Raw genomic sequence first — 22,043 nt, forward strand, 5'->3', positions numbered from 1 at the left:
GTCCGTTCCGAAGAGGAGTTGCCTGATGACGTCGCGAGACGAGAGGCGCGAGGACGACGAGTACGGGGGGTGCGGGGAGTACGACCTGATCGTCGTCGGCGGCGGGCCGGCCGGGTCGACCGCGGCGACGGCCGTGGCCCGGCGCGGGCACCGGGTGCTCGTACTGGAGCGGGAGACCTTCCCCCGCTACCAGATCGGCGAGTCGCTGCTGCCCGCCACCGTCCACGGTCTGTGCCGCCTCCTCGGTGTCGCCGACGAGGTCGCGGCGGCCGGGTTCACCCTCAAGCGTGGCGGGACGCTGCGCTGGGGCCGGGATCCGGAGCCCTGGCAGTTCTCCTTCGCGACGACACCGCGACTGCCGGAGCCGACCGCGACCGCCTTCCAGGTGGAGCGCTCCCGGTTCGACGAGATCCTGCTGCGCAACGCCGAACGCGCCGGCGCCGAGGTACGGGAGGGCAGTCCGGTACGCCGGGCGCTCACCGTGGGCGAGCGGGTGCGGGGTGTCGAGTACGCCGACCGGGACGGCACCCCGCGCACCGCGCACGCCCGCTTCGTCATCGACGCGTCCGGCAACACCAGCCGGATCCACGGCCGGGTGGGCGGGGCACGGGTGTACTCGGACTTCTTCCGCAACCTCGCCGTGTTCGGCTACTACGCGGGCGGCCGGCGCCTGCCGGCGCCGAACGACGGCAACATCTTCTGTGCCGCGTTCGACGCCGGCTGGCTCTGGTACATCCCGCTGCGCGACGACCTGACCAGCGTCGGTGCCGTCATCTCGCCGGAGCACTACGCGGCCGTCCAGAACGACCCGCGTGCCGCGTGGCAGGACATGATCAAGGCCTGTCCCGAGGTGGGCCGGCTGCTCACGGACGTACCGGTCGCGACGGAGCCGCCGTACGACCGGGTCCGGGTGCGCAAGGACTACTCCTACTGGAAGACGTCCCTGTGGACCCCGGGCATGGCGCTGGTCGGCGACGCCGCCTGCTTCGTGGACCCGGTGCTCTCGTCGGGTGTCCATCTGGCCACCTACGGCGCCCTGCTGGCGGCCCGCGCGGTGAACGCCGCCCTGGAGGGCACCGTGCCGGAGGAGCGCGGCTTCGCCGAGTTCGAGGCGCGCTACCGCCGGGAGTACGGGGTGTTCTACGAGTTCCTCGTCGCGTTCTACGACATGGAGCGGGACGAGGACTCGTACTTCTGGTCGGCGAAGAAGATCACCCGGGTGGACGTCGGGGAGGCCGCCGCCTTCGCCGAGCTGGCCGGCGGCGTGGCGTCGGGTGACACCGGGATTCCCGCCGCGGGCGGGCTCGGCGTGCGGTGGAGCGCTTCGGCGGCCGAACTGGACGGCGCGGTGGGCCGGTTGGCTGCCGCCGACGACCGCTCGAACCCGCTGCTGAGCACCCGGGTCGTCGCCGAGACCTTCCGCACCGGCAACGACCTCCAGGAGCAGGCCCTGTACGGCGCCCCGCTGGACGGCCCGGGCCCGTCGCCGTCCGGACCCGGCCGGCTCGGGGTCACCGAGGACGGTCTGTCCTGGCTCCCCTCCTGACACCGGCAGGCCCGGGCGGACGGGCGCTCACCGGTCGAAGGGACGCACCTCCGGCGCAGGAACCGACGGGCCTGCTGCCCCCCGGCCGCGCAGCCGGCGGTCGAAGAAGGAGGCGAGGCAGAGCCGTTCGACGGGGATCGCGCGGGCCGGGGCGATGGTGCCGATGTTCTTCACGACCGTCTTCCGGGGCAGCCCGAGCCGGCGGGCGATCTGCGGGATCATCGCCTCCTCGTCGGTGAACGTGGCGTGTTCGGCGCCGCGCAGGGTCAGGCCCTCGCGCGGGCCGTGGCTGTGCCGCCACAGGGAGTTCCAGGACGGGACGGTGCTCAGGTCGTTGCCGTCCTTGCCGACCAGCAGGAAGGGCCGGTCGAGGCCCTCGGCGGCGACGGTGGAGAGATGGCCCGAGTCGCCGTCGTCCTGGACGTAGGCGACCACGCCGTCCAGGTTGGCCCCGGCCGCGATGCGCCGGTCGTCGTGCATCGTCTGCAGGGCGGTGAAGCCTCCTGCCGAGTGGCCGAACATGCCGATGCGGTCCAGGTCCAGCGTGCCGCGCAGCTCGCGGGGCAGCGCTCGCGGCAACGCGCCGAGCAGGAAGCGGGTGTCGGCCACCCGTACGTCGATCGTCTTCTTCAGGAGCGCCCTGATGCGCTTCTTGTCCGGGTAGGCCTTGTCGTACTCGGCGGGCAGCACGGTGCGCTCGACGCGGCCGCCGGGGAACTGCACGGCCGTGGCGTCGTAGGTGTGGTCGAGCATCACCACGACGTAGCCGCGGGAGGCGAGGTCGTCGCAGAGGGTGGTGCCGAGGGAGCGCGGGTCGCCGGTACCGGGTGAGTAGCAGACGACCGGGTACGGGCCGCGGTCCCGGTCGGCCGGGGCGGCTTCGTGGGCGTGGGTTGGGGTGGCCGCCCAGTCGACCTGGTCGGCGGGCACGTCGGCGAGGTTGTTGACGGCGGCGAAGCCGGCCGCCTCTCCCGGCAGCATCTGCGGTGCCCGGGGGTGGCCGCCGAGGCCCCGCGCCGGGTAGCGGATGCTGATCATCAGCTCCCGGTACGGCTGTGCGGTGATCCAGGGATCGGCGCGTGCCGTGTCGACGAGGCGCAGGGAGACCGTCCCCACCGGACACGGGCCGCCGGGCGCGGGCAGGTTCAGCCGCACCGGCCCTGCCGTGCGCGGCGCGGCCGACGCGGTGCGCGCGGAGACGGCGGACAGGGCGGTGGCGGCGACGGCCGACAGCAGGGCGGTACGGCGGGTGAGCAAGGCAGGCCTCCTGGGCTGCACGGACGGCGCGTGACCGTGCGGACCGTGCGTGGTCGGCGACTTCTGCCAGCTTCGCGGACGGGCCGGGCCGTCACCATCCGGCAGGCCTGCTGTCACCCCGGGGGGTTAGCCCTACGCCCGGCCCCGCCACCGGGAGACGGGAGCGCCCGGCGGGCTGCCGGGCGCCGACGGGCCGTCAGCTCATGGCCGGTACCGGCAGGGACCGGGTGAGGTGGCGGGCGAAGAAGCGCGCCGCGCTGTCGGCCTCGAACCGCGGGTGTTCCTTGTGCCTGCCCGCGTTGGCGTGCAGGGTCTTCTCCTCGGAGGCGAAGGCGTCGAACAGTGCGAGACCGGCCTCGCGCGGGATGTGTTCGTCGTCCCACTGGAGATGGAACTGGACCGGGACGGTGATCCGCCGTGCCGTCGCGGCCAGGGCGTCGGGCCAGTGGAGGCCGAAGACGGCGGCGGTGATCCTCGGATCGGCCGCCGTCAGCGGTACCCCGATCGCGGTGGCCATGTTGAGGCCGTAGTAGCCCACCGGACCGTCGGCGCCGATCTGCGGAAGCTCCTGGAGGGCGTCCAGGGTCGCCTGCCAGTCGGGCACGGCACGTTCGGCGAGGTGGGCGTTGTAGCGGACGACGACAGGGCCTTCCGGCTCGCCCGCCTCCCGGGCCCGGAAGAGCGCGGCGATCTCCTGCTCGTCGTGCGCCGTGCGCGGCCGGTCGCCATGGCCGGGCGCGTCGATGCAGGCGACGTGGAACCCGCAGCCGTTCACGATCCGGTGGGCGCGGCCGGGCATCGCCGGCCACTTCTTGTGGGTGCCGCCGCCGTGACCCATCAGGACCAGGGGCGCTCGGTCAGGGGCGGATGCGGGCGACCAGAGCACGCCGGAGATCCCGGCCACGGTGAAGTCGCGTTCCACGACGCCGTTCGACGACGTCTCGGCGGTGAACTGAAGAGAATCCATGGGGTGCTGCCTTTCGGGACGGCCTTGTCGTTCAGGCGCTCCCGGCGACACCTACGTCAATCGCCCGACCGTGACGGAGCGAGGGAGCACCCACTCGGATACAGCGTTCATGGGTCTCACCTCCTCGTCCGGCGTCACGGTCCCCCCGACGCTACGCATCGGGGGCACGCGCGTCCACCGGATTTCTCCCGCCCCTCGTCCGTTCGTCCAAGGGTCGCCGATCTTTGTCCATGGACGGAGCATCCGTCGGCGGCGAGGGTCGGTGCATGGGTGAATCCGCGGTCGAGGACAGGCACCCGCCGGTGCGGGGACGAATGCCGGGCGGGCTGGTCGCGCTGGCGTTGGGCGGGTTCGGCATCGGGCTGACCGAGTTCCTGATCGCCGGGCTGCTGCCGCAGGTGGCATCCGGTTTCGCGGTGTCGGAGGCGGCCGCGGGCCGGCTGGTCTCCGGGTACGCGCTGAGTGTCGCCGTCGGCGCGATCGTCCTCACCGCCGCGACGGCACGGCTGTCCCGCAAGCGGGTCCTGGTCGGGCTGGTGGGGTTGTTCGTCGTCGGCAACCTGCTGTCCGCGGCCGCGCCCACGTACGCCGTGCTGCTGCTCGGGCGGATCGTCGCCGCCCTGTGCCACGGCTCGTTCTTCGGCGTCGGCTCGCTCGTTGCCCGCGGTCTGGTCGCTCCGGAGCGGAAGTCCCGGGCGGTGGCCGTCATGTTCGCCGGGCTGACGTTCGCGAACGTGCTGGGTGTGCCGTTCGGGGCGTTGGTGGGTGAGCGCTGGGGATGGCGGGCGGCGTTCTGGGCCGTCACCGCGATCGGCGTGCTCGCGCTGGCCGGCATCGTCGCCCTCGTCCCCGCCGGAGCGGGTGCGGTGCCCGGGAACGCGGCGGGCGGCGGACTGCGGGAGCAGCTGCGCGCGTTCCGGTCCGCGCAGGTGTGGCTCACCCTCACCGCCACCGGGCTCGGCTACGGCGGGATGTTCGGGGCGTTCAGCTACATCGCCTACACCTTCACCGAGGCCGGCGGGTTCTCCTCGGCCGACGTCGCCTGGCTGCTGATGGTGTACGGCGTCGGCCTGGTCGTCGGGAACGTGGTCGGCGGCCGGGCGGCGGACCGGGACCGGGACCGCGCGCTGGTTCTCGCGCTGCTCGGACTGACTGTCACCCTGGCCGTGTTCGGTCTGCTGGCCGGCAGTGCCCCGGCGTCGGTGGTGCTGGTGTTCCTGATGGGGGTGACCGGGTTCGCCGCCGTACCCGGCATGATCACTCGGGTGACCGATGCCGCAGGGGGCGCGGCGCTGGCCGCGAGCGCCAACGTGTCCGCGTCCAACGTCGGCAACGCCCTCGGCGCGTGGCTCGGCGGCCTGGCCATCACCGCCGGCCTCGGCTACACGGCGCCCCTGTACACCGGCGCCGCGCTCACCCTGGCCGCCCTGATCGTCATGGTCGCCGCCGCGCGCCGGGGCGTGTCCCCCGCCGAGCGGCGCGACGGTGTCAAACCGGCAGATGGCGGGTGAACCAGTCGCGGGCAAGGTGGGCGGCGCGCTCCAGGGTGCCGGGCTCCTCGAACAGGTGGGTCGCGCCGGGGACGACCTCGAGCCGGGTCTCGCCCGGGATCTGCCGCGCCGCCGCCTGGTTCAGCCGCAGGACCTCCGGGTCCCGTTCGCCGACGATCAGGAGGGTCGGCCGGCGGACCGACGCCAGCGCGTCCGCGGCCAGATCCGGCCGACCGCCCCGGCTGACGACCGCGCGGACCGTGTCCGGACGCCCGGAGGCGGCGACGAGGGCGGCCGCGGCGCCCGTGCTGGCGCCGAACAGCCCGCATCCCAGGCCCGCGGCGGGCTCGTACTCCCGGAGCCAGTCGGCCAGGTCGGTCAGGCGGGCGGCGAGCAGGCCGATGTCGAAGCGCAGTGCCGCCGTGACCGCGTCGGTTCTCTCCTCCTCGCGAGTGAGCAGGTCGGCGAGCACGGTGCCGATCCCGGCCGTGTACAGCTCGCCGGCGACGAAGCGGTTGCGGGGGCTGTGCCGGCTGCTGCCGCTGCCGTGCGCGAACAGCACGATCCCCTTGGCCGCCGCGGGGACGGCCGTGTCGGCGTCGAGCCACACCCCTGCGGCGGGTATCCGCACGCTCTCCATGACCGCGTTCACGGTCCCTCCTCACCTGCGGGTTCGCCCACCGGCCCGGGTCCGGGACCCCCTCGGGTGATTCCCCCGACGGATGCGGGTACCCGTCGGCGGTGCGAATGCGAACCAAACGCATGAAGCATGCCTGAACGGTTCATACCCTCGCGGACAAGGGAGGAACAGATGAGCACGGTCAAGGAATCCGTGGACGTCGGCGTCCCGATCCACACGGCCTACGACCAATGGACCCAGTTCGGGGACTTCCCGAGCTTCATGGAGGGCGTCGACGAGGTCACGCAGCTCGACGACCGGCACAACCACTGGACCACCAGCATCGGCGGCGTGCGGCGCGAGTTCGACACCGAGATCGTCGACCAGCTGCCGGACGACCGGATCACCTGGCGGACCATCGACGGCGACACCCGCCAGCGCGGGTCCGTCCGCTTCGAGCCCCTGGACCCGACCCACACCAGGGTCGAGCTGACGATGGACATCGAGCCCTCCGGGATCGCCGAGAAGGGCGCGGACGCGCTCGGCATGATCGACCGGCGGGTCAAGGGGGACCTGCACCGCTTCAAGGACTTCATCGAGCAGCGCGGAGCCGAGAGCGGCGCCTGGCGCGGCCGCATCCGGCCCGGCGACCCCGGCGGCCTCCACTGACGACGACCGAGGACGGCGGTACACCCAGGAACCCCGGACCCGCGCGGCGGGCCCGGGGTTTCCCGTCGGTCACTTCGCGCCGCCGCCCCCGCCGCCGAAGGATCCGCTGGAGCCGGGCTGCCAGCGCGGGCGGGCCTTGCCGGCACTGGGCCTGCTGGGCGCGCTCCCGAGCTGGTACGGGGTGAGACGCTCGCCGCCGTCCGCCGCCCGGGGCACCTCGTTCGGCTCGCGCATGCTCCGCTCCTCGCGCACCGGCCCGGAGTCGGGCAGCCTCGGCTGCTCCGAGCGCCGGGGCGGTGCCGACTCGCGCCGCCGCACCCCGATGCCGAGGCGTACGGCGCCCATCAGCGCGGCCGTGACGAGCACACCGCAGACGACGATGACGACCATTCCCGCCACCGAGCCGGCGGCGGCCAGTTGCTCCAGTGCTGTGTCCATCAGCGCCGGGTACCCGCCACCCGGCATCGAATGCCCGGCGGCGAGGCGTGGCGGAGCCGGTCTTCGGCGGGTCACCGGTAGCGTCGCCCACAGCCGACACATCCCATCCGTCCGCTATGCCGGTTTCATCGTCGCGGGCGGCGGTCGCGGCCCGGGCGGGAGCCGGCGGTTTCCGCGTACGGCGGGCAGGGCACCCGCGAGGCGCTTCCCGCGCCCGGCACGGCTGAGGAGGACCATGAGCGAACTCTCCCAACGCGTCGGCGAAGAGACCGCGCCTCCCGCGCCGCCCGCACCGCTGGGGCGCCGGCTGCTGGGCTGGGTCTCCACGACCGACCACAAGGTGATCGGCCGCCTGTACATGGTGACGGCGTTCTGCTTCTTCCTGTTCGCCGGGCTGCTGGCGCTGGGCATGCGGGCCGAACTGGCCCGGCCCGGGCTGCAGTTCCTCAGCGACCAGACCTACAACCAGTTCGTCACCATCCACGGCACGATCATGATGCTGCTGTTCGCGACCCCGATGTTCGCCGGTTTCGCGAACGCGATCATGCCGCTCCAGATCGGCGCCCCGGACCTGGCCTTCCCGCGGCTCAACGCGCTGTCGTACTGGATGTACCTGTTCGGCGGGCTGATCGTGGTCTCCGGGTTCCTGGTGCCGGGCGGCGCCGCGGCCTTCGGCTGGTTCGCCTACGCGCCGCTGAACAGTGCCTACTTCTCCCCCGGCGCGGGCGGTGACCTGTGGGTGATGGGGCTGGTGGTGTCGGGTGTGTCGACGACGCTGACCGCGGTGAACTTCCTCGCCACCGTGCTATGCCTGCGTGCCCCGGGCATGACCATGTTCCGGATGCCGATGTTCACCTGGAACGTGCTGTTCACGTCGATCCTGGTGCTGCCCGCGTTCCCGGTCCTCACGGCCGCGCTGCTCGCCCTGGAGTCGGACCGCAAGTTCGGCTCGCACGTCTTCGACGCGCACAACGGCGGGGCGCTGCTGTGGCAGCACCTGTTCTGGTTCTTCGGGCATCCGGAGGTGTACATCGTGGCGCTGCCGTTCTTCGGCATCGTCTCCGAGATCATCCCGGTGTTCTCGCGCAAGCCCCTCTTCGGCTATCTACCGATGATCGGTGCCACCATCTCCATCACCATGCTGTCCGCGGTCGTCTGGGCGCACCACATGTTCGCGACCGGGGCGGTGCTGCTGCCGTTCTTCTCGATCATGTCGTTCCTGATCGCCGTCCCGACCGGGATCAAGTTCTTCGCGTGGATCGGGACGATGCGCGGAGGGTCGCTCTCCTTCGAGACGCCGATGCTGTGGTCGATGGGCTTCCTGGTGACGTTCCTGCTCGGCGGGTTGAGCGGGGTGCTCGTCGCGTCGCCCCCGCTCGACTTCCACGTCACCGACTCCTACTTCATCGTGGCCCATCTGCACTACGTGCTCTTCGGTACGGTGGTCTTCGCGACGTTCGCGGGGTTCTACTTCTGGTGGCCCAAGTTCACCGGGAAGATGCTCGACGAGCGGTGGGGGAAGGTGCATTTCTGGCTGCTCTTCCCGGGGTTCCAGCTGACGTTCCTGGTCCAGCACTGGCTCGGGGCCGAGGGCATGCCCCGCCGGTACGCCGACTATCTGCCGGCGGACGGGTTCACCCTCCTCAACACCCTCTCGTCGGCGGGCGCGTTCCTGCTGGGCGTCTCCACGCTGCCGTTCCTCTACAACGTCTGGCTCACGGCCCACAGGGGACGGCAGGTCGAGGAGGACGACCCGTGGGGGTACGGACGCGGCCTGGAGTGGGCGACGAGCTGCCCGCCGCCGCGGCACAACTTCGTGGCGCTGCCCCGGGTGCGGTCGGAGTCGCCGGCGTTCGACCTGCACCATCCGGAGATCCTGCGGCTGGCGGAGAAGAAGGGGCTGCGGTGAAGGTCGAGGCACTGCTCTTCGGCGGGGTGGCCGTCTTCTTCGGCGCCGCCGCCGCGCTCTACGGCGTGTGGTCACGGGCCGACCCGACCGGGACGGCGGCGCTGATCGTGGCGTTCGGGATGGCCGCGCTGGTCTCGTTCTTCTGCGCGGTCAGCTACGTCCGGCACGGCCCGCGCCCGCAGGACCGTACGGACGCGGAGGTGGCGGAATCGGCCGGGCCGGTGGAGTTCTTCCCGCCGCACAGCTCCTGGCCGGTCGTCACCGCGCTCGGGTTCGCGCTCGCGGCGACCGGGGTGGTGTTCGGGCTGTGGCTGCTCCTCATCGGCTTCGGTGTTCTGGCCCGGGGTGTTGCCGGGCTGGTGTTCCAGTACGTGAACCGGGGGGCCGACCAGGACTGACCGGCCGGCGGGGGGCGCCCGGCCGGAACGAGGTCACCGGGCGGTGGCCGCTCACGTAGCCGCCGGCAAGGGTCTGCCGCACGTCACCGGTCTCCTCGCCCTCGGTCAGCCGCTCCTGTTCCGCGTGCAGCAGGGCGTGGCACAGGGCGCGGGTGAGGAAGAACGCGAGGACCGGGGCGACGATCAGGGAGATGCGGAAGATCCAGGTCAGGGCGTTCACCGAGATCCGGAAGGTCTGCGCCACGACGTCGTTGCCGCCGGCCAGCAGCAGTACGCCGTAGAAGGTGATCCCGGCCACGCCGAGGCCGGTACGGACGGGCCGTTCGCGGGGGCGGTCGCAGAGGTGCTGCTCCTGTCGCCACTCCCCGGTCAGCCGCTGCTCCACGAAGGGGTAGGCGTACAGCACGAGGAACAGCAGCGCGGGCAGGACCACGGCCGGCAGCAGCACGTTCCACATGAGGGTGTGTCCGGCGAGGTTCGTCTCCCAGGGCGGCACGAGGCGCAGCGAGCCTTCCAGGAAGCCGACGTACCAGTCCGGCTGGGACCCGGTCGACGCCTGGTCGGGGCGGTAGGGGCCGTATTTCCACACCGGGTTGATCTGGGCGACCCCGGCGAGCGCCACCAGCAGTCCGGAGACGCCGAGGGACAGGCCGAGGGAGGAGGCCGTGAACTGGGGGTAGAGCGGCTTTCCGACGGCGTTGGAGTTCTTGTGGCCGGGTCCGCGCCAGTGGGTGTGCTTCAGATGGAAGACCAGGATCAGGTGGACGGTGACGAGGGCGATGAGCGCACCCGGCAGCAGCAGGATGTGCAGGCTGTACAGCCGGGGGACGATGTCGTGGCCGGGGAACTCGGAGCCGAACAGGAACATGCCCACGTAGGTGCCCACCACGGGGATGGAGAGCATGATGCCCTGGGCGATGCGCAGTCCGGTGCCGGACAGGAGGTCGTCGGGCAGTGAGTAGCCGGCGAAGCCCTCGGCCAGGGCGAGCACGAAGAGCGTGACGCCGATGGCCCAGTTCATCTCCCGGGGGCGCCGGAAGGCGCCGGTGAAGAAGATCCGCAGCAGGTGCACGCCGATCGCGGCGACGAAGACCAGCGCGGCCCAGTGGTGGGCCTGCCGCATCAGCAGGCCGCCGCGGACGTCGAAGCTGATGTGCAGGGTCGAGTCGAAGGCTCCGGACACGGGCTGTCCGAGGAGGGGGACGTACGACCCCTGGTAGACGACGTCCTGCATCTCGGGTTTGAAGAAGAACGTCAGCCACACGCCCGTGAGGACCAGGACGATCAGGCTGTAGAGGGCGATCTCGCCCAGCAGGAACGACCAGTGGTCGGGGAAGGACTTGCGCAGCAGCTGACCGGCCCCGTCGTGGACGGGCAGCCGGGCGTCGACCGCGTTCGCGAACCGCTCCCCCGCCACACCGTGCTCGGGATTCACCACACGCCCTCCTCACCTCCCGCCATCCCTTGCCCGGGAGGCGCGGGGCGAGTACCCGGCGCTCGCGAAACACTCGCGCGGCTGGGCCGAGGCACCCGATCGGCTGAGAGCGCGAGCACGCCGGTGTTTCCGCGGCTCCGTGGCCTCAGGTGTTGGGGCGGGCGGCGCTGATGTCGCCGAGAGCGGACTGCTCGTCGCGTTCGATCCCGAGGTCGCCGATGGCGACGATGCCCACCGGCCGGTCGCCGTCGACGACCGGGAGCCGCCGTACGGCATGCTCGCGCATCAGCCGGACCGCCCGGTCCAGGCTGTCGTCGGGCGTGACGGTGACCAGGTCCTCGCTGGCCGCCTGCATCACGGTCGTCCGCTCCGGGTCGACGCCTTCGGCGAAGGCCCGCACCACCAGGTCGCGGTCGCTCACCAGGCACCGCAGGTGTCCGTCCTCGGTCACCAGGACCGCGCCGACGTCCTCGTCCCGCATCACGCGGGCCACGAAGGCCACCGATGCCTGCGGCTCGACGCTCACCAGGTCGCTGGTCATGATGTCGCGTACGTGCTGGGCCATGACCGGCCCCCTTCCCACTCCTCGAGGGTGCTGCCGGCGACCGGGTACCCCTCGTACCGGGCCCCTCCCGGGACCACCGCGACGTCAGTGACCAGAGAGCGAATAGACGTGGAAGGCCCGTCCGATGACGGGCTGGGCCACGTTGCGCACCCGCACTCCCCCGCCGGTCATGCCGTGCTCGGTGCCGGCGTGCGCGTGTCCGTGGACGGCGAGGTCGGCGCCCACGGTGTCGATGGCCTCGGCGAGGAGGTAGCTGCCGAGGAAGGGGTAGATCTCCGGGGGTTCGCCGGCCAGGGTGTCCGGTACGGGGGCGAAGTGGGTCAGGGCGATCCGCGCGTCGCACTCGTGCCGGCGCAGCTCCTCGAGGGCGGCGCGCAGGCCGTCGGCGCGGCGGCGTGCGTAGCGTACGAACTCCTTCATCACGGGCTCGCCGAACTCGCCGGCGCACCGGCCGACGAACCCGCCGCCGAACCCCTTGGTACCGGCCACGCCGATCCGCAGGCCCCCGTGGGTCACGACGGTCGCCTCGCCCTCCAGGACATGCGCTCCGGCGTCCCGCAGGATGTTCGTGACCTCGTCGGGGTGGTCGTCGTGGTGGTCGTGGTTGCCGAGGACGGCGACGACCGGGACGCCCAGGTCCTTGATCTCCCGGGCGACCACCCGCGCCTCCTCGGGGGTGCCGTGCCGGGTGAGGTCACCGGCGAGCAGGAGGACGTCGGCGCAGCGCGGCAGGGTCTCGAAGGCCGGGCGGAGGGTGCCCTGGCTGTCGGGGCCCATGTGGATGTCGCCCACGGCCGCTACCCGGATCATGTCAGCTCCTCCGAGTGGTCGGGCGGCGCGGTCTCGGCGACGACGAGGTCGCAGTGCACCGGCACGCCCGCCAGCTCGTCGTGGACGAGGCGAAGGACGGCCTCGCGGCAGCCGGCGGACGGGACCGTCCCGGTCAGCAGGACCGTCCCGCCCCGGAGCTCGGCCCGTACCCCCAGCTCGCCGCAGGGTCCGGCGGCGAGGTGCTCGGCGACATGGGCCACGCGGTATTCGAGGTTCATCACTGCTCCTGCCGGGGTTCGATGACGTTCAGCCGCTCCAGGAGGAACAGGAACGCGGCGGGCATCGGCTCGTCCCCGCAGCGGCGCCGCACCTCCGCCCAGTCGATCTTCTCGCGGAGCGTGCGGGCCACCGGGAGGACAGCCCCGAAGTCGCAGTGGTGCTCGGAGAAGGCGGTGTTCAGGTTCACCACCAGGTCGGTCGCCGACAGGACCGGCATGTGCACGGAGTCGACGGGGAGTTCCTCGGCGCGGGCCAGCAGGTCCACGGTGACCGGCTGGTGGGCGAGTTCGAAGATGATGTCGACGTCCTGGTCGAAGCAGGAGGTCTTCAGCAGCCAGTCCTCCGGCGGGACGCGCACCGTCAGACCGGCCGCCCGCAGGGACCCGGCCACCGCCTCGGCGTCCTCGGGCAGTACGCAGAAGTCGGCGTCGTGCTGGAGCCTGCCGCTGCCGCCGTGGGCGTAGACGGCGACGCTGCCGGCCAGCGCGAACCTGTGTCCGGCGCGTTTGAGGATGGCGCCGATCTGCTTGGCCGCCTCCAGAATGGCCTGGGTGCGGTCGGGCGGGAGCTGCTCCGCCGCGGCCGGCTCCGGCCCGGCCACCCGGAGCTCGGGGGCGGGCGCCGCGCCCTGTCCGTTTCTCATCGACGGCTCCCTTCGGACTGCCGACGCGGCGCGCCGGCAGCGCCACAGCTCCTCGGCGTACGGCACGACGACACCGCAGACGGCGGCCCCGGCGAGCGCCGCCGGTTCCGCCAGGCCTTCCGGGGCAGCACGCGCGGTGCCATGAACACCTCCGTGGCCGGTCTGTCGATGACCCGCCTCCCCGGTACCCCTCCTCATCCGGGCGACACGCCGTGCACAACCCGGTGGTCACCGGGTACTCGGCTGCGGTCCCCAGTCACACACGCGGATCAGGAGAGACGATGGCGGGCTTCGGATACTTCCTCTCGTGCGAGGAGCACAGCCCCGCGGACCTGGTCGAGCAGGCGCGGATGGCCGAGCAGGCCGGGTTCGAGTCGCTGTGGATCTCGGACCACTACCACCCGTGGCACGACGGGCAGGGCCAGAGCCCGTTCGTGTGGTCGGTGATCGGCGCTCTCTCCCAGGCGGTCTCGCTGCCCGTGGAGACGGCGGTGACCTGCCCGCTGGTGCGGACCCACCCCGCGGTGGTCGCCCAGGCGGCGGCGACCGCCGCGGTGCAGCTGGACGGCCGGTTCCGGCTGGGGGTGGGTACCGGTGAGGCGCTGAACGAGCACATCCTCGGCACGGTCTGGCCCGAGGCGCCGGTGCGGCTGGAAATGCTGGAGGAGGCCCTGCAGATCATCCGGCGGCTGTTCACCGGGGAGCAGGTCAGCCACCGCGGCAAGCACTACACGGTGGAGAACGCCCGGCTGTACACGGTGCCGGACGAGCCGGTGCCGATCGACGTGTCGGCGTTCGGACCGCAGGCCGCCGAGGTGGCCGCACGGATCGGGGACGGGCTGATCACGATGATGCCCGAGGAGTCCGTGGTGGAGCGGTTCCGGCGCGGGGGCGGCGGCGCCGACCCGGTGTACGGCGGAATGAAGGTGTGCTGGGGCACCGACCGGCAGGAGGCGGTGCGCACCGCGCACCGGCTGTGGGCCAACGAGCAGCTGCCCGGTGAACTCCCGCAGGTCCTGCCGACCCCGCGCCACTTCGAGCAGGCCATGCAACTGGTCACCGAGGAGCAGGTGGCCGAGGCCGTGCCGTGCGGCGACGATCCGGACGACCACGTCAAGGCGGTGTCCGCGTTCGTCGAGGCGGGGTTCGACACCGTCTACGTGAACCAGATCGGCCCGGACCAGCAGGGCTTCTTCGACTTCTACCGCACCAAGGTCCTGCCGCGGCTGCGGGACTGACCGCGCAGGCAGCGGAAGGTGGTGAACGCCGTGACCGGGCCCGGAGCGACCGACGGCCGCGCGCTCGTCGTCATCGACATGATCAACACGTACGACCACGAGGACGCGGAGCTGCTGCTGCCCGCCGCGGAGCAGGTGGTGCCCGTGCTGGCGGACCTCATCGGCAGGGCCCGGGAGGCGGGCGCGCCGGTGATCTACGCGAACGACAACTTCGGGCTCTGGCGCTCCCACCACGGCGAACTCGTCGAGTCCGCACTGTCCCGCCCGCACGCGGACCTGGTCGAGCCGATCCGCCCGGACGACGACTCCCTGTTCGTCGTCAAGGCCCGGCACTCGATCTTCTACGACACCCCCCTGGCCTATCTGCTGTGGGAGCTGGGCGTCGGGACGGTGGTGCTGAGCGGCCAGGTCACCGAGCAGTGCGTCCTCTACTCGGCCCTGGACGCCCACATCCGCCATCTGGAGGTCACGGTGCCGAGGGACGCCGTCGCCTCGATCCACGCGCACCTGGCGTCGGCGGCGCTGGACATGATGGAGCGCAACATGGGGGCCCGGATCGTCCTGGCGAAAGAAGTCGACTTCCTGGGTACCCGGGGGGCCGCACCGGAGGAGACTCCACGTCAGCCCGGAGGTCGGCGATGAGCACACGCGTTCCCGGAGAGTCACTGGACGGACTGGTCACGGCGCTGCGCGACGGGACCGACGCGGAGGTCCGTTTCGATACCGGGAGCCGGGGCGCCTACTCGACGGACGGCTCCAACTACCGGCAGGTCCCGCTCGGCGTGGTCGTGCCCCGCACCGTGGAGGCCGGTGCCCACGCGGTGGAGCTGTGCGCCCGCTTCGACGTCCCGGTGCTGTCACGCGGCGGCGGCACCAGTCTCGCCGGGCAGACCACGAACGAGGCCGTGGTGATCGACTGGAGCAAGTACTGCAACGCGCTGGTCTCCGTCGACCCCGAGGCCCGCACCTGCGTGGTGGAGCCCGGCATCGTCCTGGACGAACTCAACCGGCGGCTGGCCGACCACAAACTCAAGTTCGGCCCCAAGCCGTCCACGCACAGCCACTGCGCGCTCGGCGGGATGATCGGCAACAACTCGTGCGGGGCGTCCGCACAGGCCTACGGGAAGACGGTCGACAACGTGCGCCGGCTCGAAGTGCTGACGTACGACGGGCTGCGGATGTGGGTGGGACCCACCTCGAAGGCGGAGCGGGCCCGGATCGCCGCCGGGGGCGGCCGGCGGGCCGAGCTGTACGACGGCCTCGACCGGATCGTCACCGAGTACCTGGGGGACATCCGGCGCGGCTACCCGAAGATCCCGCGCCGGGTCTCCGGCTACAACCTGGACTCGCTGCTCCCGGAGAACGGCTTCGACGTGGCCAGGGCCCTGGTCGGCAGCGAGGGGACCCTGGTGACCGTGGTGCGCGCCGAACTGGAGCTGGTGCCGGTACCGGCGTACGAGTCGCTGCTGGTGCTGGGGTACGACGACATCTGCCAGGCCGCCGATCACGTGTCACAGCTGCTGGAGCACTGCTCCCCCGGCCAGCTGGAGGCGCTGGACGGGCGGATGGCGGAGCTGATGCGCGAGGAGCAGGCCTATCTGGAGTCGCTGCGCGTGCTGCCGGAGGCGGACAGCTGGCTGCTGGTGCAGTTCACCGGGGACAGCCAGGACGAGGTCGACGAACAGGCGCACGCGCTGCTGAAGGCGATCGGCCGGTCGGAGAAGGACCCCTCGGCGGCCTTCTCGGACAATCCGCAGCGCGAGCAGAAGATGCTCAAGGCGCGGGAGGCGGGGCTCGGGGTGACCGCGCGGCCGCCGGACGACCGGGAGACCTGGGAGGGCTGGGAGGACTCCGCGGTGCCGCCCGAGCGGCTCGGCGACTACCTGCGCGACCTCAAGGGGCTGTTCGAGGAGTTCGACTACGACCACCCCTCGCTGTACGGGCACTTCGGGCAGGGGTGTGTGCACACCCGGATCCCGTTCGGGCTGAAGACCGCCGAGGGTGTCGCCGACTTCCGGCGCTTCGTTGAGCGGGCCGCCGACCTGGTGGCCTCCTACGGCGGTTCGCTGTCGGGCGAGCACGGCGACGGCCAGTCCCGGGGCGAGCTGCTGACCCGGATGTTCGGGGAGCGGCTGGTCGGTGCCTTCGGCGAGCTGAAGGCGCTGTTCGACCCGGGCAACCGGATGAACCCCGGCAAGGTCGTCGACCCGCATCCGGTGGACGGGCAGCTGCGGCTCGGGGCCGCCTGGCGGCCGGACAGCCACGACACCCACTTCGGGTATCCGGAGGACGACCACTCCTTCACCCGGGCGGTGCTGCGCTGTGTCGGCATCGGCAACTGCCGGAGCCTGGCGGGCGACGTGATGTGCCCCTCGTACCGGGCCACCCGCGAGGAGGAGCACTCCACGCGCGGGCGGTCGCGGCTGCTGTTCGAGATGCTCGACGGGCATGCCGACTCGGCGGTCAAGGACGGCTGGCGGTCCACAGAGGTCCGGGACGCCCTGGATCTCTGTCTGGCCTGCAAGGGCTGCAAGTCGGACTGCCCGACGGGCGTCGACATGGCCACGTACAAGGCGGAGTTCCTCGCCCACCACTACGCGGGCCGGCCCCGCCCGGCCGCCCACTACTCGATGGGCTGGCTGCCGCTGTGGGCCCAACTGGCGGAACACGCGCCCGGGTTGGTGAACAGCGCGCTGCACGCCCCGCTGCTCGGCCGGGTCGGCAAGGCCCTCGCCGGGGTGGCCGGGGAGCGGCGGCCCCCGCTCTTCGCCGAGCGGTCCTTCGTCCGGTGGTGGCGCGCCCTCGGCACCGAGCAGCCGGACCCGGCGGACCCGGCGACCGTGGTCCTGTGGCCGGACACCTTCAGCAACCACTTCCATCCCTCGGTCGCGATGTCGGCGGTACGGGTCCTGGAGGACGCCGGGTTCCGGGTGGCCGTGCCCGACACACCGGTGTGCTGCGGCCTGACCTGGATCTCGACCGGTCAACTGACCGTCGCCAAGAAGGTGTTGCGCCGCTCTCTGCGGGCGCTGGCACCTTATCTGGAGGCGGGCACGCCCGTCATCGGCCTGGAGCCGTCCTGTACGGCCGTGTTCCGCTCCGACGTCCCCGAACTGCTGCCCGACGACCAGGACGTGCGGCGGCTCGCCGGGCAGACCCGTACCTTCGCCGAGCAGCTCGTCCACCACGCGCCCGCCGGCTGGCAGCCGCCGTTCCTGGCCCGGCAGGCGACCGTGCAGACCCACTGCCACCAGCACGCGATCATGAAGTTCGACGCCGACCGCGAACTCATGCGCCGTGCCCACCTGGACGCGGACGTCCTCGACGAGGGCTGCTGCGGCCTGGCCGGCAACTTCGGCTTCGAGCGCGGGCACCACGACGTCTCCATGGCGGTCGGCGAGCTGGGAGTGCTGCCCGCGGTGCGCGGGGCCGCCCCGGACAGCCTCGTGCTGGCCGACGGGTTCAGCTGCCGCACCCAGATCGAACAGGGCGGCACCGGGCGCCGGGCCCTGCACCTGGCGGAGGCGCTGGCCCTCGCCCTGGACGGTCCCGTGCCCAGTGACCGCCCCGAGCGGCTGGCCCGACGGCCCGCCGAACCCTCGAGCACGGCCCGGTGGGCGACCACCGCGGCCGCCGGGACCCTCGCGGCCGCGGCCGCGCTGGGCGCCGTACGGCAGTTGCGCCGCCCGTAGACGCACGCAGACGCACGCACGTCAACTTCAGGAAAGGTTGTCGAACATGTCGACGAAGGTCTCCGACTACATCCTCCAGCGGCTGCGCGAGTGGGACGTGGACCATGTCTTCGCCTACCCCGGCGACGGCATCAACGCCCTGCTCGCGGCCTGGGGACGCGCGGAGAACAACCCCCGGTTCATCCAGTCCCGGCACGAGGAGATGTCCGCCTTCGAGGCCTGCGGCTACGCCAAGTTCTCCGGCAAGGTCGGCGTCTGCGCCGCCACCTCGGGACCCGGTGCCATCCATCTCCTCAACGGCCTGTACGACGCCAAGCTGGACCATGTCCCGTTGGTGGCGATCGTCGGCCAGACCAACCGCAGTGCCATGGGCGGCTCCTACCAGCAGGAGATCGACCTGCTCAGCCTGTACAAGGACGTGGCCTCGGACTTCTGCGAGATGGTCACCGTCCCCGAGCAGCTCCCCAACGTCCTGGACCGGGCCATGCGCACCGCCGTGGCGCGCCGCTCGGTGACCGCTCTGATCATCCCGGCCGACGTGCAGGAACTCGACTACTCGCCGCCCGAGCACGCGTTCAAGATGGTGCCGTCCAGCCTCGGCATGTCGCACTACGCGCCGGTGCCCGACGACGGCGACCTCCAGCGGGCCGCCGACGTGCTCAACTCCGGTGGCAAGACGGCCATCCTGATCGGCCAGGGCGCGCGCGGCGCCCGCGCCGAGGTCAAGGAGGTCGCCGACCGGCTCGGTGCGGGGGTCGCGAAGGCGCTGCTGGGCAAGGACGCCCTCGACGACGACCTGCCCTACGTCACCGGCGCCATCGGGCTCCTCGGCACCCGGCCGTCGTACGAGATGATGCGTGACTGCGACACGCTGCTGGTGATCGGTTCCTCCTTCCCGTACACGCAGTTCCTGCCGGCGTTCGGGCACGCGCGGGCGGTGCAGATCGACATCGATCCGCACATGGTCGGGATGCGCTACCCCTTCGAGGTCAACCTCGTCGGCGACGCCGCCCGGACGCTGCGCAGGCTGCTGCCGCTGCTGGACCAGATGGAGGACCCGTCCTGGCGGCAGAAGATCGAGAACAACGTCAGGGACTGGTGGGAGGTGATGGAACGGCGGGCCGCCGTCTCGGCCGACCCGATCAACCCCGAGTACGTCGCCCACGCCCTCAGCGGACTGCTCCCGGACGACGTCATCCTCTCCTCCGACTCCGGTTCGGCCGCCAACTGGTATGCCCGGCACCTGAAGCTGGGCGGGGCGATGCGGGGTTCGCTGTCGGGGACGCTGGCGACGATGGGGCCGGGGGTGCCGTACGCCATCGGCGCCAAGTTCGCGCACGGCGACCGGCCGGCGATCGCCCTGGTCGGTGACGGGGCGATGCAGATGAACGGCATGGCCGAGCTGATCACCATCGCCAAGTACTGGCAGGACTGGGCGGATCCGCGGCTGATCGTCGCCGTCTTCAACAACCGGGACCTGAACCAGGTCACCTGGGAGATGCGGGCCATGGAGGGCGCCCCGCAGTTCCTTCCCTCGCAGTCCATCCCCGACGTCGGGTACGCCGACTTCGCCCGCTCGCTGGGCCTGACCGGCATGCGCATCGACGAGCCGGGCGGGGTGACCGGTGCCTGGGAGGCCGCGCTCGCCGCCGACCGGCCGTGCGTCCTCGACTTCGTGACCGACCCCGCCGTACCGCCGATCCCGCCGCACGCCACCCTCGACCAGATCGAGGCCGCGGCGGCCGCCGTCCTCAAGGGCGACAGCGACCGGGTGGCGATGGTCCGGCAGGGCTTCAAGGCCAAGGTGCAGGAGTTCCTGCCGCACCGGCACGAAGCGGGACGGCGGTGAGCGACCTGCCGGCCGTCGAACGGGTGGACAGCGCCGTCTACACCGTTCCGGCGGACGCCCCCGAGGCGGACGGGACCGTGGCCTGGGACAGCACCACGCTCGTCCTGGTCACCGTCCGCTGCGGGGAGGTCACCGGGCTCGGGTACACCTACGCCCCGGCCGCGGCCGCGCGGGTCGTCGACGACCTGCTCGCGGGGGTGGTCACCGGCCTGCCCGCCCTCGACGTGCCGCGCGCCAACGAGGCGATGCAGCGGGCCGTGCGCAACGCCGGGCTGCCGGGGATCGCCGCCGAGGCGATCTCCGCCGTGGACATCGCCCTGTGGGACGCCAAGGCACGGCTGCTCGGGCTCCCGCTGGTGGATCTGCTCGGCGCCGCCCGGGACGACGTGCCGGTGTACGGCAGCGGCGGCTTCACCACGTACGACGCGGAGCGCCAGGACCGGGAGCTGCGGGGCTGGGTGGCCGAGGAGGGCATCCCCCGGGTCAAGATCAAGATCGGGGAGTCCTGGGGCAGCCGCGAGGCACGCGACCTGGCGCGGGTGTCCCGGGCCCGGAAGAGCATCGGCGACGCGGCCGAGCTGTACGTGGACGCCAACGGCGGCTACGGCGCCAAGCAGGCCGTGCGGATGGCGGCGGGGCTGGACGCGGAGGGCGTGACCTGGTTCGAGGAGCCGGTCTCCTCCGACCGTCTCGACGCGCTCGCCGCCGTCCGCGGCCGGGTCATGGCCGACGTGACGGCCGGGGAGTACGGCTACACACTGCCGTACTTCCGGCACATGCTCGCCGCCGGCGCCGTCGACTGTCTCCAGGCGGACGTCACCCGCTGCGGTGGGATCACCGTCTGGCTGCGGGTCGCGGCGCTGGCTCTGGGCCACGGCCTGGAGATCTCGGGGCACTGCGCGCCCGCCGCCCACGCGCACGCGGCGGCCTCGGTGCCGAACCTGCGGCACCTGGAGTGGTTCCACGACCACGTCCGCATCGAACGGCTGCTCTTCGACGGCGCGCCGAGCCCGCGGGGCGGCGCCCTGGTCCCGGGCCGGGACGGGTCCCCCGGCCTGGGACTGAGCCTCGCCGCCGAACGGGCCCGCCCCTACCGCGTCGGCTGACGAACCAGGCCGAGGAATCGAAGCTGAGGAACCGAAGCTCACCAACCAAAGGAAAGGACCATGTCGCAAGTCGTCGTCATCACCGGAGCAAGCGCCGGTATCGGCCGTGCCACGGCCCGGCTCTTCGCCGAGCGCGGTGCGCGCGTCGCCCTCGTGGCCCGGGGCGAGGCCGGGCTGGAGGCAACCGCCGAGGAGGTCGCCGAACGCGGCGGCCATCCGCTGATCCAGCAGGCCGACACCGCGGACCCCGGCCAGACGGAGGCCGTCGCCGACGCCGTCGAACGGCTCCTCGGCCCCATCGACGTCTGGGTCAACTGCGCCTTCACCAGTGTGTTCGCGCCCTTCACCGAGATCGCCCCGGAGGAGTACCGGCGAGTGACCGAGGTGACCTATCTCGGCTTCGTGAACGGCACCCGGGCCGCCCTCGCCCGGATGGTCCCCCGCGACCGGGGCACCGTCGTGCAGGTCGGCTCCGCGCTCGGCGAACGGGCGATCCCGCTCCAGTCGGCCTACTGCGCGGCCAAACACGCCGTCAACGGCTTCACCTCGTCGGTCCGCGTGGAACTGCTGCACCAGGGCAGCAACGTGAACGTCACCGTCGCCCAGATGCCGGCCGTCAACACCCCGCAGTTCTCCTGGGTGCGCTCCCGGCTCCCCCGGCATCCGCAGCCGGTGCCGCCGATCTACCAGCCCGAGGTGGCCGCCCGCGGAGTCCTGTACGCGGCCGATCACCCGAAGCGCAAGCAGCGCTACGTAGGAGCCACGACCGCGGCGACGATCTGGGCCAACCGGCTCGCCCCGGCGCTGCTCGACCGCTACCTGGCGCGGACGGGCTTCGACTCCCAGCAGACGGACGCACCCGCACCCGCCGGTCCCGGCAACCTGTACGCGCCGGCCGACTCCGTGCCCGGCACCGACCACGGCGCCCACGGTGCGTTCGACGACCGGTCGCACGGGCACTCCGTGCAGGCCGCGCTGGCTCGGCACCCGGCGGTGACGGCCGCGACCACGACCGCCCTCACCGTCGCGGCGGTCGGCGGTGCGCGGCGGTTGCTGGGGACCAGGGGCAGGTAACGGGCCCCCGGTTTCCGGCAGATTTCCGGCAGCTGTGAGGGGCCGGGGCGATGGTCACGACTTGGGTCCGAAAGCTTGTGCGCTTGTGCGACACAGTG

General features: G+C 72.2%; 20 protein-coding genes. 11 read left to right on the forward strand and 9 right to left on the reverse strand.

The genetic code is table 11. From position 1 onward, the window contains the following. The first annotated feature begins 25 nt into the window (after positions 1-25). On the forward strand, positions 26-1,546 hold the full coding sequence (locus ACFY6U_RS07045) for a tryptophan 7-halogenase (RefSeq protein ID WP_390035484.1): 1,521 nt from the start codon (positions 26-28) through the stop codon (positions 1,544-1,546). A 27-nt stretch (positions 1,547-1,573) separates the two neighbouring features. On the opposite strand, the gene ACFY6U_RS07050 is transcribed toward ACFY6U_RS07045, so the two are convergent. Both ACFY6U_RS07050 and ACFY6U_RS07055 read right to left on the reverse strand, forming a co-directional pair. Further along, positions 1,574-2,803: an alpha/beta hydrolase family protein gene (locus ACFY6U_RS07050; protein ID WP_390035485.1), complete on the reverse strand. Its 1,230-nt coding sequence runs from the start codon at positions 2,801-2,803 to the stop codon at positions 1,574-1,576. A gap of 196 nt (positions 2,804-2,999) precedes the next feature. Continuing rightward, entirely contained in the window at positions 3,000-3,770 is a 771-nt protein-coding gene (locus ACFY6U_RS07055; RefSeq protein ID WP_390035486.1) for an alpha/beta hydrolase, read from the reverse strand. A gap of 314 nt (positions 3,771-4,084) precedes the next feature. Between ACFY6U_RS07055 and ACFY6U_RS07060 the strand changes: the two genes are divergently transcribed. Then, positions 4,085-5,281, forward strand: a complete 1,197-nt coding sequence (locus ACFY6U_RS07060; RefSeq protein ID WP_390036532.1) for an MFS transporter — start codon at positions 4,085-4,087, stop codon at positions 5,279-5,281. Here ACFY6U_RS07060 and ACFY6U_RS07065 read toward each other — a convergent pair. Further along, a complete protein-coding gene (locus ACFY6U_RS07065; RefSeq protein WP_390035487.1) occupies positions 5,259-5,912 on the reverse strand; it encodes a dienelactone hydrolase family protein in 654 nt (217 codons plus the stop codon). The genes ACFY6U_RS07060 and ACFY6U_RS07065 overlap by 23 nt on opposite strands. A gap of 159 nt (positions 5,913-6,071) precedes the next feature. On the opposite strand from ACFY6U_RS07065, the gene ACFY6U_RS07070 reads away from it, so the two are divergent. Beyond that, positions 6,072-6,548 carry an SRPBCC family protein gene (locus tag ACFY6U_RS07070; RefSeq protein ID WP_390035488.1) on the forward strand — a complete coding sequence of 159 codons (477 nt, stop codon included), beginning with the start codon at positions 6,072-6,074 and terminating at the stop codon, positions 6,546-6,548. 69 nt (positions 6,549-6,617) lie between these two features. Here ACFY6U_RS07070 and ACFY6U_RS07075 read toward each other — a convergent pair whose 3' ends face one another. After that, the gene (locus ACFY6U_RS07075) at positions 6,618-6,986 is read right to left on the reverse strand and encodes a DUF6479 family protein (protein ID WP_390035489.1); all 369 of its coding nucleotides are present in this window, start codon (positions 6,984-6,986) and stop codon (positions 6,618-6,620) included. A gap of 235 nt (positions 6,987-7,221) precedes the next feature. On the opposite strand from ACFY6U_RS07075, the gene ctaD reads away from it, so the two are divergent. Together ctaD and ACFY6U_RS07085 are read left to right on the forward strand one after the other, a co-directional pair. Beyond that, positions 7,222-8,895, forward strand: a complete 1,674-nt coding sequence (gene ctaD / locus ACFY6U_RS07080; RefSeq protein WP_390035490.1) for a cytochrome c oxidase subunit I — start codon at positions 7,222-7,224, stop codon at positions 8,893-8,895. Continuing rightward, positions 8,892-9,293 carry a cytochrome c oxidase subunit 4 gene (locus ACFY6U_RS07085; RefSeq protein WP_390035491.1) on the forward strand — a complete coding sequence of 134 codons (402 nt, stop codon included), beginning with the start codon at positions 8,892-8,894 and terminating at the stop codon, positions 9,291-9,293. The genes ctaD and ACFY6U_RS07085 overlap by 4 nt, the downstream gene beginning before the upstream one ends. Here the strand turns inward: ACFY6U_RS07085 and ACFY6U_RS07090 are convergent. The 5 genes from ACFY6U_RS07090 to ACFY6U_RS07110 all read right to left on the reverse strand — a co-directional run bounded on the left by ACFY6U_RS07090 (position 9,214) and on the right by ACFY6U_RS07110 (position 12,986). After that, complete coding sequence (locus ACFY6U_RS07090) at positions 9,214-10,731, reverse strand: cytochrome bc complex cytochrome b subunit (RefSeq protein WP_390035492.1); 1,518 nt, start codon at positions 10,729-10,731, stop codon at positions 9,214-9,216. The genes ACFY6U_RS07085 and ACFY6U_RS07090 overlap by 80 nt on opposite strands. A 142-nt stretch (positions 10,732-10,873) precedes the next feature. After that, positions 10,874-11,293: a CBS domain-containing protein gene (locus tag ACFY6U_RS07095; RefSeq protein WP_390035493.1), complete on the reverse strand. Its 420-nt coding sequence runs from the start codon at positions 11,291-11,293 to the stop codon at positions 10,874-10,876. Positions 11,294-11,377: 84 nt separating this feature from the next. Continuing rightward, positions 11,378-12,103, reverse strand: coding sequence for a metallophosphoesterase (locus ACFY6U_RS07100; RefSeq protein WP_390035494.1), 726 nt, complete (start codon positions 12,101-12,103; stop codon positions 11,378-11,380). Then, positions 12,100-12,342 carry a BON domain-containing protein gene (locus ACFY6U_RS07105; RefSeq protein WP_351501186.1) on the reverse strand — a complete coding sequence of 81 codons (243 nt, stop codon included), beginning with the start codon at positions 12,340-12,342 and terminating at the stop codon, positions 12,100-12,102. Before ACFY6U_RS07105 ends, ACFY6U_RS07100 begins: the two co-directional genes overlap by 4 nt. After that, positions 12,342-12,986: a hypothetical protein gene (locus ACFY6U_RS07110; RefSeq protein ID WP_390035495.1), complete on the reverse strand. Its 645-nt coding sequence runs from the start codon at positions 12,984-12,986 to the stop codon at positions 12,342-12,344. The genes ACFY6U_RS07105 and ACFY6U_RS07110 overlap by 1 nt, the downstream gene beginning before the upstream one ends. A 281-nt stretch (positions 12,987-13,267) precedes the next feature. Here ACFY6U_RS07110 and ACFY6U_RS07115 point away from each other — a divergent pair, with 281 nt between their 5' ends. The 6 genes from ACFY6U_RS07115 to ACFY6U_RS07140 all read left to right on the forward strand — a co-directional run bounded on the left by ACFY6U_RS07115 (position 13,268) and on the right by ACFY6U_RS07140 (position 21,945). Continuing rightward, on the forward strand, positions 13,268-14,224 hold the full coding sequence (locus ACFY6U_RS07115; RefSeq protein ID WP_390035496.1) for a TIGR03557 family F420-dependent LLM class oxidoreductase: 957 nt from the start codon (positions 13,268-13,270) through the stop codon (positions 14,222-14,224). 78 nt (positions 14,225-14,302) lie between these two features. Continuing rightward, complete coding sequence (locus tag ACFY6U_RS07120) at positions 14,303-14,866, forward strand: cysteine hydrolase family protein (RefSeq protein ID WP_390036534.1); 564 nt, start codon at positions 14,303-14,305, stop codon at positions 14,864-14,866. After that, complete coding sequence (locus ACFY6U_RS07125) at positions 14,863-17,916, forward strand: FAD-binding and (Fe-S)-binding domain-containing protein (RefSeq protein WP_390035497.1); 3,054 nt, start codon at positions 14,863-14,865, stop codon at positions 17,914-17,916. The genes ACFY6U_RS07120 and ACFY6U_RS07125 overlap by 4 nt, the downstream gene beginning before the upstream one ends. Positions 17,917-17,962: 46 nt before the next feature. Then, positions 17,963-19,765, forward strand: a complete 1,803-nt coding sequence (locus ACFY6U_RS07130) for a thiamine pyrophosphate-requiring protein (RefSeq protein ID WP_390035498.1) — start codon at positions 17,963-17,965, stop codon at positions 19,763-19,765. Next, a complete protein-coding gene (locus ACFY6U_RS07135; protein ID WP_390035499.1) occupies positions 19,762-20,871 on the forward strand; it encodes an enolase C-terminal domain-like protein in 1,110 nt (369 codons plus the stop codon). The genes ACFY6U_RS07130 and ACFY6U_RS07135 overlap by 4 nt, the downstream gene beginning before the upstream one ends. 60 nt (positions 20,872-20,931) lie before the next feature. Next, on the forward strand, positions 20,932-21,945 hold the full coding sequence (locus tag ACFY6U_RS07140; RefSeq protein ID WP_390035500.1) for an SDR family oxidoreductase: 1,014 nt from the start codon (positions 20,932-20,934) through the stop codon (positions 21,943-21,945). The last annotated feature ends 98 nt before the right edge of the window (positions 21,946-22,043 follow it).

This window comes from Streptomyces sp. NPDC013157, from assembly GCF_042899865.1.
Taxonomy (GTDB): domain Bacteria; phylum Actinomycetota; class Actinomycetes; order Streptomycetales; family Streptomycetaceae; genus Streptomyces.

What these genes read in the sequence shown, in the direction of transcription:
- ACFY6U_RS07110 (WP_390035495.1), bottom strand. Translation starts at nt 12,986, where the DNA reads ATGAGAAACGGACAGGGCGCGGCGCCCGCCCCCGAGCTCCGGGTGGCC.
- ACFY6U_RS07125 (WP_390035497.1), top strand. Translation starts at nt 14,863, where the DNA reads ATGAGCACACGCGTTCCCGGAGAGTCACTGGACGGACTGGTCACGGCG.
- ACFY6U_RS07115 (WP_390035496.1), top strand. Translation starts at nt 13,268, where the DNA reads ATGGCGGGCTTCGGATACTTCCTCTCGTGCGAGGAGCACAGCCCCGCG.
- ACFY6U_RS07070 (WP_390035488.1), top strand. Translation starts at nt 6,072, where the DNA reads ATGAGCACGGTCAAGGAATCCGTGGACGTCGGCGTCCCGATCCACACG.
- ACFY6U_RS07100 (WP_390035494.1), bottom strand. Translation starts at nt 12,103, where the DNA reads ATGATCCGGGTAGCGGCCGTGGGCGACATCCACATGGGCCCCGACAGC.
- ACFY6U_RS07130 (WP_390035498.1), top strand. Translation starts at nt 17,963, where the DNA reads ATGTCGACGAAGGTCTCCGACTACATCCTCCAGCGGCTGCGCGAGTGG.
- ACFY6U_RS07140 (WP_390035500.1), top strand. Translation starts at nt 20,932, where the DNA reads ATGTCGCAAGTCGTCGTCATCACCGGAGCAAGCGCCGGTATCGGCCGT.
- ACFY6U_RS07105 (WP_351501186.1), bottom strand. Translation starts at nt 12,342, where the DNA reads ATGAACCTCGAATACCGCGTGGCCCATGTCGCCGAGCACCTCGCCGCC.
- ACFY6U_RS07095 (WP_390035493.1), bottom strand. Translation starts at nt 11,293, where the DNA reads ATGGCCCAGCACGTACGCGACATCATGACCAGCGACCTGGTGAGCGTC.
- ACFY6U_RS07045 (WP_390035484.1), top strand. Translation starts at nt 26, where the DNA reads ATGACGTCGCGAGACGAGAGGCGCGAGGACGACGAGTACGGGGGGTGC.
- ACFY6U_RS07055 (WP_390035486.1), bottom strand. Translation starts at nt 3,770, where the DNA reads ATGGATTCTCTTCAGTTCACCGCCGAGACGTCGTCGAACGGCGTCGTG.
- ACFY6U_RS07060 (WP_390036532.1), top strand. Translation starts at nt 4,085, where the DNA reads ATGCCGGGCGGGCTGGTCGCGCTGGCGTTGGGCGGGTTCGGCATCGGG.
- ACFY6U_RS07120 (WP_390036534.1), top strand. Translation starts at nt 14,303, where the DNA reads ATGATCAACACGTACGACCACGAGGACGCGGAGCTGCTGCTGCCCGCC.
- ctaD (WP_390035490.1), top strand. Translation starts at nt 7,222, where the DNA reads ATGAGCGAACTCTCCCAACGCGTCGGCGAAGAGACCGCGCCTCCCGCG.
- ACFY6U_RS07075 (WP_390035489.1), bottom strand. Translation starts at nt 6,986, where the DNA reads ATGGACACAGCACTGGAGCAACTGGCCGCCGCCGGCTCGGTGGCGGGA.